A 12,208-nucleotide genomic window follows, 5' to 3' on the forward strand; every position below is an offset into this window, starting at 1 on the left:
TTTCCGGCATCGGCTGCTCGTCGAAGACGCCGGACTATTTCCTCGGCAATTCGCACGGCTTCAACTCCGTGCACGGCCGCATGCCCTCGGTGCTCACCGGCGCCAACCTCGCCAACCGTGAGCTGATCTATCTCGGCGTGTCCGGCGACGGCGATTCCGCCTCGATCGGCTTCGGCCAGTTCGCGCATTCGATCCGGCGCGGCGTCAACATGACCTATATCGTCGAGAACAACGGCGTCTACGGCCTGACCAAGGGCCAGTTCTCGGCCACCGCCGACCGCGGCTCGAAGTCCAAGAAGGGCGTCACCAATACCGACAACGCCATCGACCTCGTCGCGATCGCGCTGCAGCTGGGAGCCACCTTCGTCGCCCGCAGCTTCTCCGGCGACAAGAGCCAGCTGGTGCCGCTGATTGCGGCTGCGATCCGCCACGAGGGCGCGTCCTTCATCGACGTCATCAGCCCCTGCATCGCCTTCAACAACCACGCCGGCTCGACCAAGAGTTTTGATTATGTCCGCGAGCACAATGACGCCGTGAACCGGCTCGATGTGCTGGTCGGCCGCGAGCCGATCAGCGTCGACTACGCGCCGGGCACGGTGCAGGTGGTGGAGCAGCACGACGGCACCCGCCTGGCGCTGCGCAAGTTAGATGCCGACTACGATCCGCATGATCGGCTCGGCGCCATGACCTTCTTGCAGAAGCACGCCGCCAAGGGCCAGATCGTCACCGGCCTGCTCTATGTCGACCCCGAGGCGGACGATCTGCACGCGCACCTCAACACGGTCGAGGCTCCCCTGAACACGCTAGAAGCCGGCGATCTCTGCCCGGGCTCGGCAGTGCTGGAGAAGATCAACGCCAGTCTGCGGTAACCGGACGCCGCCGCGGCACTTGAACGCGCGAGGTGCGGGACGCGACTAACGGCCGATAGGTCCGCGCCAGCTTGGTGCGGCCAAATCGCCAACGCGTCCGGGACCATCATGAAATTTTCCCTCTTCGTCGCTCTTGCGTTCGCCACGCTGCTCGGCCCCGTCAGGGCCGAGGACAGCCAGGAATTCCGGGAAGTCACCAGGGCGCAGGCCGAGGCCTTCAACGCGCGCATGTTTGCCGGGCCACCCGGCCACAAGGCCTATGCCTGCTTCGTTCGCCGCTATGACGCCGAACATCTCGCCCGGCATCCCAAGCAGAAGGTCGCTTCGATGAAGCTCCTGGTCTCGGCCGAGTACGAGAAAGAGGACAAGGAGCTGCATTATTCCTTCCGGCTCGGCTTCCGGTACCGCCACCGCTCCGGCGAATTCGACTCCAGCGGCTCCTGCGGCCATGCCCTGTTCCAGGACAATGGCGACGAGGTTCGTTTCGGCTGCGGCGTCGATTGCGACGGCGGCGGCATCGGCGTGGCACTGTCGAAGGACGACAGATCGGCTATCGTGCGGCTCGAAAGCATCAGGGTCTGGCAGAACAACAAGCCCGACGACGACGCCGAAAAATCCCTGCTCGCAGGTGCCGACGACAAGATTTTCCGCCTCGATCGCACCGACAATGCCGATTGCGCGTCGCTCGTGACCGACCGCAAGGAACTCGCAGCGCTCCGCCACAAGTGATAGGTTCGGGCAAAGTCAGGAGCACAGCCATGAACCGACGCAACATCTTGTGGAGCGCCGTCTCGGCGCTTGGCGCGGCCTTCGCCGCCTCGCGCGCCAGTGCCGCGACCGAGGCAACTCCGGCCGGCAAGCTGAAAGTGGTCTACCATCTCGCCGACGCCGAAAAAGTCAACTTCGTGCTCGGCAACATCCAGAACCACATCGATGGCGTCGGCGGGCCCGACCACGTCACGCTCGCGCTCGTGATCCACGGCCCGGCGCTGAAGGCGTTCCACGCGGCGCAGGCCAATCCCGACGTCACGAAACGGATCGGCGCGTTCTCCAGGGACGGCGTCGAGCTCGCCGCCTGCGGCAACACCATGAAGGCGCAGAACATCACGCTGAAGGAGCTGCTCCCCGGCTTCGTCAGTGCGGAAAAAGGCGGCGTGGTGAGGCTCGCAGAGCTGCAATCGCAGGGGTATTTGTATTTGCGGCCTTAGAGCTTCCCCTGCGGTTCGTCTGTCAGCCCCCGGGGCCGTCCTTCATGATGTAGCCCATCAGGTCGTCCACGTTGTGCTCCAAATCCCGGATGATGTTCTTGACGACGTCTCCGATCGAGATCACGCCCACGACCTTGCCCGCGTCCAGCACTGGCAGGTGGCGAAAACCGCGCGCAGCCATCATTGCCATGCAGCCTTCCAGCTGATCGTCCGGCTTGACCGTCACCGGGTTTCCCGTCATCACTTGGCCCACCGGCGTCTGCTTCGCATCGAGCCCGGGCAGCAGAACTTTGATGGCGCAGTCACCCTGGGTCGCGATACCGACCAGCACGTCGTCGTCGATGACCAGCACCGACCGGACCCGGTTTTCGCGCATCTGGCGCAAGGCTTCGACGACCATGTCGCCGGAACGAACATGGATCAGGGCGCCACTCTTCTGGGCCAGAGCGCTTTTTACGGTGCTCATCGATCTCCCCTCGTGGGCCCGGTGCTGCGCCGTCTTGATGGCCCGCATTGAAGGTTAGTCAAATTATCTCGCCTTGTCAGCACCGCGCCGATGGCGCCGGCGAAGCCTGCCATTGATCTCGACAGCAGGATAGCACCTTCACCACTTCCAGCTCGAAGCCGTTGCCCTTACTCAGCCGTCATCGCCCGACTTGATCGGGCGATCCAATATTCCAGAGGCCGCGGCGACTGAGCCGGGAAGCCGCGGCGCACTGGATGCCCCAAGCCGGGGCATGACAGCGAGATTGGAGATTCGGCATCGCTCGGGCTACTGCCGTGACCCTCGGGCCTGGCTTCAAGCCGCCACCGTCACCGGCCTCGGGCTCATCACGTACTCCCGCAGCACCTTGTCGTTGGCATCGACCTCGATCATCGTCACGTCGTAGGTCCAGAGGTCGGCGAGGTGCTGCAGCACCCGCTTGGCGTCGGTCTCATTGAGCTGCGAACCCTTCACGACGTGGTGGTGCAGGATCAGCCGGCGGTCGCCGGCGAGGTCGACGTCGACCACCTCGATATTGGCGTCGATGAAGCCCACGTCGTGCTGCCGCGCCAGTTCACGGCGGACCCGGCGGAAACCGCGCTCGTCGTGGATGGCGTCGACCCGGATGCCGGCGCGCTCCTCGGGATCGTCATGCAGGTGGAACATGCGCAGGTGCCGCATCAGGCGCGGGCTCAGGAACTGGCCGACAAAACTCTCGTCGCGGTAATTGGCCCAGACGTCGCGCAGCACGCCCATCACGTCGTTCCGGCCGGCGATGTCCGGGAACCATTCGCGGTCCTCGGCCTCGGGGCGGGTGACGATGCGCTCGATGTCCTGCATCATCGCAAAGCCGAGCGCATAGGGATTGAAGCCCGAGAAGCGCGGATCGTCGAACTCCGGCTGGAACACCACGTTGGTGTGCGACTGCAGGAACTCCAGGAAATTGCCGTCGGAGATGCGCCCCTGCTCGTGCAGCCGAGTCATGATGCGGTAGTGGACGTAGGTCGCCGTCCCCTCGTTCATGACCTTGGTCTGGCTCTGCGGGTAGAAATACTGCGCGATGTGGCGGACGATGCGCAAGAGTTCGCGCTGCCAGGGCGCCAGCCGTGGCGCGCTCTTTTCCAGGAAGTACAAGAGATTTTCCTGCGGCAGGCCGAGCAGCTTGCGGCGGCGCTCGATCGAGAGCAGCGAGCGGCTCTTGGCCGGCCCCGTGGGCACCGTCGTGCGCCAGAGGTCGTTGAACACCTCCTCCTCGTGCTGGCGGCGCCGTCCGGCGCGCTTCTCCTCGGCTCGCAGGTCGAGCTTCTTCTTGCCGGGATAGCGGTCGATGCCGTGCGACATCAGCGCATGCGCGGCATCGAGCGTGCGCTCGACCTCGGCGCGGCCGTAGCGCTCCTCGCAGCTCGCGACGTAGTTCTTGGCGAATTCGAGGTAATCGAGAATGCCGTCGGCATCGGTCCACTGCTTGAACAGGTAATTGTTCTTGAAGAAGTGGTTGTGGCCGAACGCGGCATGCGCGATCACCAGCGCCTGCATCGTCGCGGTGTTCTCCTCCATCAGGTAGGAGATGCAGGGCGAGGAGTTGATCACGATCTCGTAGGCGAGCCCCATCAGGCCCTTGCGGTAGGAGGCCTCGTGGAACGCGAAATGCTTGCCGAACGACCAGTGCTTGTAGAACAAGGGCATGCCGACCGACGAATAGGCGTCCAGCATCTGCTCGGCGGTGATGACCTCGATCTGGTTGGGATAGACCTCGAGTCCCAGCTCCCCGCAGGCGACCTCCTCGCAGGCGTCGTGGATGCGCTGCAGGGTCCGGAAGTCCCAGTCCGCACCCTCGAACAAGCGTCCGGAAGTATCGGTCATGGAGCAACCTTCTCCTGGGTTTCGCGGCGCTGGAACAGGTCGTGGAACACCGGAAAGATCTCGCTGCGCTCGCTCACCTTGCGCATCGACAGCGGCGCGCCGCTATTGCGCAGGCGCTCATAGAGCGACCAGAGCGCGGAGTCGGAGAGATCGAAGGCGCTGCCGCCGGACTCGCCGACCTCGAGATAAGCGAAGAACTGGCAGACCGGCAGGATCTTCTCGGTCAGCAGCATGCCGGCGAGCTCGCCGTCGGAGTAGGAATTGTCGCCGTCGGAAGCCTGCGCCGCGTAGATGTTCCAGTCGGCGGGATTGAAGCGTTCGCGCACGATGTCGCTCATGGCCTGCAGTGCGCTCGATACCAGCGTGCCGCCGGAGGCCGGGCCGTAGAAGAAGGTCTGCTCGTCCACTTCCTCGGCGTGGTCGGTATGGCGGATGAAGACGATCTCGACGTGCTTGTAGCGGCGCTTGAGGAACACGTAGAGCAGCATGTAGAAGCGCTTGGCGAGGTCCTTCATGTGCTCGGACATCGAACCGGAGACGTCCATCAGGCAGAACATCACGGCCTGCGCCACCGGCCGCGGCACGGCTTCGAAGCGCCGGTAGCGGATGTCGAGCGGGTCGATGAACGGAATCCGCTTGGCCTTGGCCTTCAGTCTTTCGAGCTGGGCCGCGAGATCGGCCCGCTCGGCCTCATCGTCGCATTCGGCAATGCGGGCTTCCAGCTCGTCCATCTCGCTCTTGCGCGGACGCCGCAGCGCAATGCGGCGCGCCAACGCGAGCTGCACCGTCCGGCTCACCGAGATGTTGGCGGGCGAGCCCGACGTGGTGTAGCCGGCGCGCTGGATGCCTTCGCTCTCGGTCTCGGCAATCTTGCGCTTGGCGAGATCGGGCAGCTCGAGATCGTCGAGGAACAGGTCGACGAACTCGTCACGGCTCAGCACGAAGCGGAAGGCGTCCTCGCTGTCGCCCTCGCCGGGGCCGGAATCCTTCGCGCTGCCCTGGCCCGAGCGCGGCAGGTAGTCGCCCTCGACGAACTTCTTGTTGCCGGGCAGCACCATGTCGCGCGTGCCGCCCTCGCGTCGGAAACGCGGCTCGTGCATGCCGTCGAGCGGAATCGTGACCTCGCCGCCCTCGAGCACGTCCTTGATGTCGCGTTCCTGCGAAGTCTTCTTGACGGCGCCCTGCACCAGGGACTTGGCCCGACGCAAGAACCGCTGACGGTTCTCGAGACTCTTGCCGCCCGGATTCAGGCGCCTGTCAATGATGTGAATGGCCACTTTCGCATCCGCCTCAACCGGCCTGCTTCACCCGCATGTACCACTCGACGAGCCGGCGAACCTGACGCTCGGTGTAGCCGCGCTCCACCATGCGTGCGACGAACTCGCCGTGCTTCTTCTCGGTCTCGCCGTCCTTCTTCGATCCGAAGGAGATTACCGGAAGCAGGTCCTCGACCTGGGAGAATATCCGCTTTTCGATCACGTCGCGAATCTTCTCGTAGGAGGTCCAGGCCGGATTCTTGCCACCATTCTGTGCCCGCGACCGCAGCGAAAACTTGACCACCTCGTTGCGGAAGTCCTTCGGGTTGGCGATGCCGGCCGGCTTCTCGATCTTGGTGAGTTCCTGGTTGAGGAGCTCGCGATCCAGGAGCTGTCCGGTGTCGGGATCCTTGAAGTCCTGATCCTCGATCCAGGCATCGGCATAGTCGACGTAACGGTCGAACAGGTTCTGGCCGTAGTCGGAGTAGGATTCCAGATAGGCCTTCTGGATCTCGTTGCCGATGAACTCGGCATAGCGCGGCGCGAGTTCCGCCTTGATGAACTCGAGGTAGCGCTTCTCGGTCTCCTCGGGCAGCTGCTCGCGGCGGATCGCCTGCTCCAGCGCGTACATCAGGTGCACGGCGTCGGCGGCGACCTCCTGCGGATCGTGGTTGAAGGTCGCAGCCAGGATCTTGAAGGCAAAGCGCGTGGAGACGCCGTCCATGCCCTCGTCGACGCCGGCGGCATCGCGATATTCCTGGACGCTGCGCGCCTTCGGATCGGATTCCTTGAGGCTTTCGCCGTCATAGACCCGCATCTTGCCGAACAGCGTGGAATTCTCGTGCTTGCGCAGCCGCGACATCACCGAGAACCGCGCCAGCGTCTCCAGCGTGGCCGGCGCACAGGGTGCGGCAGCGAGTTCGGAACCCTGGATCAGCTTCTCGTAGATCTTCTGCTCCTCGGTCACCCGCAGGCAGTAGGGCACCTTGATGACGCAGATGCGATCGATGAAGGCTTCGTTGTTCTTGTTGGACTTGAAGCTCTGCCACTCCGCCTCGTTGGAGTGCGCGAGAATGATGCCGGTATAGGGGATCGCGCCGATGTTCTCGGTGCCGATGTAGTTGCCTTCCTGCGTCGCGGTGAGCAGCGGGTGCAGCATCTTGATCGGCGCCTTGAACATCTCGACGAATTCGAGGATGCCCTGGTTGGCGCGGTTCAGTCCGCCCGAATAGCTGTAGGCGTCGGGATCGTTCTGGGCGTAGGTCTCGAGCTTGCGGATGTCGACCTTGCCGACCAGCGAGGAGATGTCCTGGTTGTTCTCGTCGCCGGGCTCCGTCTTGGCGATCGCGATCTGGCGCAGCCGCGACGGCTGGATCTTTGCGACGCGGAACTGCGAGATGTCGCCGCCGAAGGCCTCCAGCCGCTTGTAGCACCACGGGCTCATCAGGCCGGTCAGCCGGCGGCGCGGAATGCCGTATTTCTCCTCCAGCATCGGCCCGAGCTGGTCCGGATCGAACAGGCTGAGCGGGCTTTCGAACACGGGCGAGAGTTCGTCGCCGGCCTTGAGCACGTAGATCGGATGCACCTCCATCAGCGACTTCAGCCGCTCGGCGAGTGAGGACTTGCCGCCGCCGACCGGGCCGAGCAGGTAGAGGATCTGCTTGCGCTCTTCGAGGCCCTGCGCCGCGTGGCGAAAGAAACCAACGATGCGCTCGATCGTTTCCTCCATGCCGTAGAAGCCCGCGAAGGCGGGATAGGTGCGGATCGTACGGTTCAAAAAGATACGGCCAAGGCGTGGGTCCTTGGCCGTGTCAATCGTCTGGGGCTCACCGATCGCCGCTAGTAGTCGCTCGGCTGCATTCGCATATCGCATGGGATCGCTTCGACACGATTCCAGATATTCCGCCATCGATATGTCGTGCTGGCTTCTTGCCTCGAACGACCGAGCGAAAGCGTTGAACAAAGAATCGTTGTACATGACCCCTTCTCCACTTGTGTGCACCGGGGCAACGATCCGTGTTATCGGAGAGTTCCCTGGATGCTTCGCGAATCAGCGTGAGCACATACGCGTCATTGGACACCCGGCCGGCCAAGCTGCGCAACGCACAACGCGGGCATCGGATGAATTACAAACAGGCACCTGCCTTTTTTCTAAGCGAATCCGATTTCAGCGTGGCTGGTTTTTAGTTAATGTATCCTTAACGCAACATCCGGGCGATCCCGGAGAAATCTCCTTCCGGCACTGCAACATAGCGATGAGCTGACGGCAAACTTGTGACGCCCTGCGCGCGCGGCCGAGCGTCACACAGGCGTGTCTGTTGCGATGCGATGTGTCGCGGCGTGCGGCACGAGGGGAAGCCGGCCGCTCCGCCCAGACGCGCGTCGGCAATCGGTCGTCGAAGCGCGCGGCGCGCCGTTCTCCGTCCGATGCTGGGGTGACCGGATCGTTATGATCCTGCCGGAGTTAGCCTAGCAGCGTGCCCCCTGCGCCCGTCATTGGTTCCCTCCCGGGGTCATGTTAACACCATGGCCGTCACGACCCGCGCGGGAACCCCTTGCCCGCCACCGGCTTGGAGAGAAAAGAGATCATGAATCCCGTCAAAGAACTGGAAAAGCATGGACAAGCGGTCTGGCTAGACTTTCTCGCCCGCGGCTTCATCGCCAGGGGCGACCTGAAGCGGCTGATCGACACGGATGGCGTCAAGGGGGTCACCTCCAACCCCGCGATCTTCGAAAAGGCCATCGGCAGCTCCGACGAATATGATGCCGCGGTCGGCAAGGCGCTCAAGCGCGGCGACCGTTCGGTGGCCGATCTGTTCGAAAAGCTCGCGGTCGAGGACATCCGGAACGCCGCCGACGTGCTGCGCCCCGTCTATGACCGTCTCAGGGGCCAGGACGGCTTCGTCAGCCTCGAAGTGTCGCCCTACCTGGCGACCGATACCAGGGGTACGATCGCGGAAGCGCGGCACCTCTGGAAGGACGTCGATCGCAGGAACTTGATGATCAAGGTGCCGGCGACGCCGGAAGGCCTGCCGGCGATCGAGCGGCTGACCAGCGAGGGTATCAGCGTCAACATCACGCTTTTGTTCTCCAGGGAGGTTTATCTGGAGGTCGCCGAGGCCTACCTCTCCGGACTGGAGACATATGTCGCCGGCGGCGGCGATCCGTCGCATGTCGCGAGCGTTGCGAGCTTCTTCGTCAGTCGGATCGACTCGCTGGTGGACAAGCAGCTCGACGACAAGATCGCGCGCGCCAACGACCCCGGCGAGAAGGAGCGGCTCGCCGCACTGAAGGGCAAGGTCGCGATCGCCAACGCCAAATTGGCCTACCAGGAATACAAGCGCCTGTTCGCAGGGCCCCGCTGGGAGAAGCTCGCCGCCAGGGGCGCCAGGCCGCAGCGCATGCTGTGGGCCTCCATCGGCACCAAGAACAAGGCCTACAGCGACGTCCTCTATGTCGAGGGATTGATCGGACCGAACACCATCAACACCGTGCCGCCGGCGACGCTGGACGCATTCCGCGACCACGGCAAGCTCCGCAACAGTCTGGAGGAAGACGTCGACGACGCGCGGCGCGTGCTGGAGGAGCTGGCGCGGAGCGGAATCTCGCTCGAGGCGATCACCGCCGAGCTCGTCACCGACGGCGTCAGGCAGTTTGCGGACGCCGCCGACAAGCTCTACGGCGCGGTCGCGCACAAGCGCGCGACCGTGCTTGGAGCGGCGATCAACCGCCAGCAACTGGCGCTGGGGGACGGTCTCGGCAAGGTGCTCGCGAAAACCACCGAGGAATGGCGCGCGGGCGCAAAGGTCCGCAGGCTGTGGCAGCGCGACAGGTCGGTGTGGACCGGCGCCGACGAGGACGAGTGGCTCGGCTGGCTCGACAGCGCGGCCAAGGCCGACCTCGCCGACTATGCCGACTATGCCGGCCGGGTGAAGGCCCAGAACTTCTCCGATGCGGTGGTGCTCGGCATGGGCGGATCGAGCCTCGGTCCCGAGGTGCTCGCCGAGACCTTTCCGAGGAAGGCAGGCTTCCCCAAACTGCACGTGCTGGATTCCACCGACCCGGCGCAGGTGCGGGCCATGGAAGCAAAGATCGACATCGCCAGCACGGTGTTCATCGTTTCCAGCAAATCCGGCGGCACCACCGAGCCGAACGCGATGAAGGACTATTTCTACGATCGCGTCGCCAAGGCGGTCGGGCCGTCGGTCAAGACCGGCCACCGCTTCATCGCGGTCACCGATCCCGGCTCGTCGCTGGAGAAGGCGGCCAGGACACTCCATTACGCGCGCATCTTCCACGGCGAACCCTCGATCGGCGGGCGCTATTCGGTGCTCTCGCCCTTCGGGCTCGTACCGGCTGCAACCGCCGGCATCGACGTGGAGAGCTTCGTCACGCATGCGCTCGCGATGGCGCGCTCCTGCGGACCGGACGTGCCGCCGCATGAAAATCCCGGCGTCCAGCTCGGCCTCGCGATGGGGCTCGCAGGCCTCGAAGGCCGCGACAAGGTGACGATCGCATCGTCGAAAAAGGTCGCGGATTTCGGCGCCTGGGCCGAGCAGCTCATCGCGGAATCGACCGGCAAGGAAGGCAAGGGCCTGATCCCGATCGAGGGCGAGCCGCTCGACGATCCCTCCGTCTACGGCAACGACCGCTTCTTCATCGACATCCGCACCGAGGGCGAAGCGGATGCCATCCACGACGAGAAGCTCGCCATGCTCGCGCGCGCGGGCCATCCCGTGGTGCGCATCCTGATGAAGTCGATCGAGCATCTCGGCCAGGAGTTCTTCCGCTTCGAGATGGCGACCGCGGTCGCAGGCGCCATCCTCGGCATCAACCCGTTCGATCAGCCGGACGTGGAATCGGCCAAGATCAAGACCCGCGAGCTGACGGCGGCCTTCGAGAAGACCGGCGCGTTGCCGGCAGAGCGGCCGGTCGTCAGCACGGCGGAGGCCGATCTCTACACCGACGAGGCCAACGCCGCGGCACTGCGCGCGGCGGGCGCCGACGGCGACCTCGCCTCGTGGCTGAAGGCGCATTTCGGCCGCTCCAACGGCGGCGACTACGTCGCGCTGCTCGGCTACATCGAGCGCGACAAGGCGACCATCGGCGCCTTGCAGGCGATGCGGCTCGCGGTGCGCGAGAAACGCCACGTTGCGACCTGCGCCGAGTTCGGCCCGCGCTTCCTGCATTCGACCGGACAGGCCTACAAGGGCGGTCCCGACAGCGGCGTGTTCCTGCAGATCACCGCCGACGACGCCAGGGACCTGGCCGTCCCCGGCCAGAAGGCGAGCTTCGGCGTCATCAAGGCGGCGCAGGCGCGCGGCGATTTCGACGTGCTCACCGAACGCGGACGACGCGCGTTGCGCGTTCACCTGAAGGGCGGGCTGAAGAAGGGCCTCGCGGCGCTGAACGCGGCGATCACGGACGCGCTGAACTGAAGAGGATGGAATCGGAATGCAGCTCGGCATGATCGGCCTCGGCCGGATGGGCGGCAACATCGTCCGCCGGCTGATGAAGAACGGCCATTCCGCCGTGGTTTACGACAAGGATGCCAAGGCGGTCGCCGGCCTTGCCGCCGAAGGCGCGCAAGGCGCAGATACGCTGGAGGAATTCGTCGCCAAACTGGAAAAGCCGCGCACCGTCTGGGTCATGCTGCCGGCGGGGCGCATCACCGAGACGACCATCGGCCAGCTCGCGAAGCTGATGCAGGAGGGCGACGTCGTCATCGACGGCGGCAACAGCTTCTGGCAGGACGACGTCCGCCGCGGCAGGGCTCTCAGGGAGCGCGGCCTCCACTACGTCGATGTCGGCACGTCCGGCGGCGTCTGGGGCCTCGAGCGCGGCTACTGCATGATGATCGGCGGCGACAAGCAGGTGGTCGACCGGCTCGATCCGATCTTCGCGACGCTGGCGCCCGGCGCCGGCGACATCCCGCGCACCCCCGGCCGCGAGGGCCGCGATCCCCGCATCGAGCGCGGCTACATCCATGCCGGCCCGGTGGGCGCTGGACACTTCGTCAAAATGATCCACAACGGCATCGAGTACGGCCTGATGCAGGCCTATGCCGAGGGTTTTGACATCCTGAAGAACGCCAATCTCGAAGCACTGCCGCCCGATCACCGCTACGATCTCGACATCGCCGACATCGCCGAGGTCTGGCGCCGCGGCAGCGTGATCCCGTCATGGCTGCTCGATCTCACCGCGACCGCGCTCGCCGACAGCCCGGCCTTGTCCGAATATTCCGGCTTCGTCGAGGATTCCGGCGAGGGTCGCTGGACCGTGAACGCAGCGATCGACGAGGCGGTGCCGGCGGAAGTTCTGACCGCGGCGCTGTTCGCCCGCTTCCGCTCGCGCAAGGAACATACCTTCGCCGAAAAAATTCTCTCTGCGATGCGCGCCGGCTTCGGCGGCCACAAGGAGCCGAAACAGCCGGGCGCGTCCGGGCCGAAAGGCTAGACAGGAGCGAGAGCGGCTCGTGACAGCAGATCCGCAAGAACAGCAAAAGCCCGAGAATTGCGCCTTCGTCAT

The 12,208-nt window shown here is 64.7% G+C and carries 9 protein-coding genes; 5 read left to right on the forward strand and 4 right to left on the reverse strand.

Annotated elements, in window-relative coordinates; all coding sequences use genetic code 11:
• The 3 genes from KGM94_RS17840 to KGM94_RS17850 all read left to right on the forward strand — a co-directional run.
• Positions 1–869, forward strand: an 869-nt coding sequence (locus tag KGM94_RS17840) for a 2-oxoacid:ferredoxin oxidoreductase subunit beta (protein WP_300262095.1), incomplete at its 5' end; no start/stop codon positions are given.
• A gap of 108 nt (positions 870–977) precedes the next feature.
• A complete protein-coding gene (locus KGM94_RS17845; protein WP_300262098.1) occupies positions 978–1,598 on the forward strand; it encodes a hypothetical protein in 621 nt (206 codons plus the stop codon).
• A gap of 29 nt (positions 1,599–1,627) precedes the next feature.
• The gene (locus tag KGM94_RS17850) at positions 1,628–2,077 is read left to right on the forward strand and encodes a DsrE family protein (protein ID WP_300262101.1); all 450 of its coding nucleotides are present in this window, start codon (positions 1,628–1,630) and stop codon (positions 2,075–2,077) included.
• 22 nt (positions 2,078–2,099) lie between these two features.
• Here KGM94_RS17850 and KGM94_RS17855 read toward each other — a convergent pair whose 3' ends face one another.
• The 4 genes from KGM94_RS17855 to KGM94_RS17870 form a co-directional block, all read right to left on the reverse strand.
• The gene (locus tag KGM94_RS17855; RefSeq protein WP_300262104.1) at positions 2,100–2,543 is read right to left on the reverse strand and encodes a CBS domain-containing protein; all 444 of its coding nucleotides are present in this window, start codon (positions 2,541–2,543) and stop codon (positions 2,100–2,102) included.
• A 333-nt stretch (positions 2,544–2,876) separates the two neighbouring features.
• The gene (locus KGM94_RS17860) at positions 2,877–4,424 is read right to left on the reverse strand and encodes a SpoVR family protein (protein WP_300262107.1); all 1,548 of its coding nucleotides are present in this window, start codon (positions 4,422–4,424) and stop codon (positions 2,877–2,879) included.
• The gene (locus KGM94_RS17865; RefSeq protein ID WP_300262122.1) at positions 4,421–5,695 is read right to left on the reverse strand and encodes a YeaH/YhbH family protein; all 1,275 of its coding nucleotides are present in this window, start codon (positions 5,693–5,695) and stop codon (positions 4,421–4,423) included. Before KGM94_RS17865 ends, KGM94_RS17860 begins: the two co-directional genes overlap by 4 nt.
• A gap of 19 nt (positions 5,696–5,714) precedes the next feature.
• Positions 5,715–7,658 carry a PrkA family serine protein kinase gene (locus KGM94_RS17870; RefSeq protein ID WP_300262111.1) on the reverse strand — a complete coding sequence of 648 codons (1,944 nt, stop codon included), beginning with the start codon at positions 7,656–7,658 and terminating at the stop codon, positions 5,715–5,717.
• A gap of 610 nt (positions 7,659–8,268) precedes the next feature.
• Between KGM94_RS17870 and KGM94_RS17875 the strand changes: the two genes are divergently transcribed.
• Entirely contained in the window at positions 8,269–11,118 is a 2,850-nt protein-coding gene (locus KGM94_RS17875; RefSeq protein ID WP_300262114.1) for a bifunctional transaldolase/phosoglucose isomerase, read from the forward strand.
• 16 nt (positions 11,119–11,134) lie between these two features.
• Positions 11,135–12,136 (forward strand): phosphogluconate dehydrogenase (NAD(+)-dependent, decarboxylating), encoded by a 1,002-nt coding sequence (gnd, locus tag KGM94_RS17880; RefSeq protein WP_300262118.1) that lies wholly within the window; start codon positions 11,135–11,137, stop codon positions 12,134–12,136.
• Positions 12,137–12,208: the final 72 nt, after the last annotated feature.

It is taken from the genome of Bradyrhizobium sp. (genome assembly GCF_028868675.1).
Taxonomy (GTDB): domain Bacteria; phylum Pseudomonadota; class Alphaproteobacteria; order Rhizobiales; family Xanthobacteraceae; genus Bradyrhizobium.

What these genes read in the sequence shown, in the direction of transcription:
- KGM94_RS17845 (WP_300262098.1), top strand. Translation starts at nt 978, where the DNA reads ATGAAATTTTCCCTCTTCGTCGCTCTTGCGTTCGCCACGCTGCTCGGC.
- KGM94_RS17850 (WP_300262101.1), top strand. Translation starts at nt 1,628, where the DNA reads ATGAACCGACGCAACATCTTGTGGAGCGCCGTCTCGGCGCTTGGCGCG.
- KGM94_RS17855 (WP_300262104.1), bottom strand. Translation starts at nt 2,543, where the DNA reads ATGAGCACCGTAAAAAGCGCTCTGGCCCAGAAGAGTGGCGCCCTGATC.
- KGM94_RS17860 (WP_300262107.1), bottom strand. Translation starts at nt 4,424, where the DNA reads ATGACCGATACTTCCGGACGCTTGTTCGAGGGTGCGGACTGGGACTTC.
- KGM94_RS17870 (WP_300262111.1), bottom strand. Translation starts at nt 7,658, where the DNA reads ATGTACAACGATTCTTTGTTCAACGCTTTCGCTCGGTCGTTCGAGGCA.
- KGM94_RS17875 (WP_300262114.1), top strand. Translation starts at nt 8,269, where the DNA reads ATGAATCCCGTCAAAGAACTGGAAAAGCATGGACAAGCGGTCTGGCTA.
- gnd (WP_300262118.1), top strand. Translation starts at nt 11,135, where the DNA reads ATGCAGCTCGGCATGATCGGCCTCGGCCGGATGGGCGGCAACATCGTC.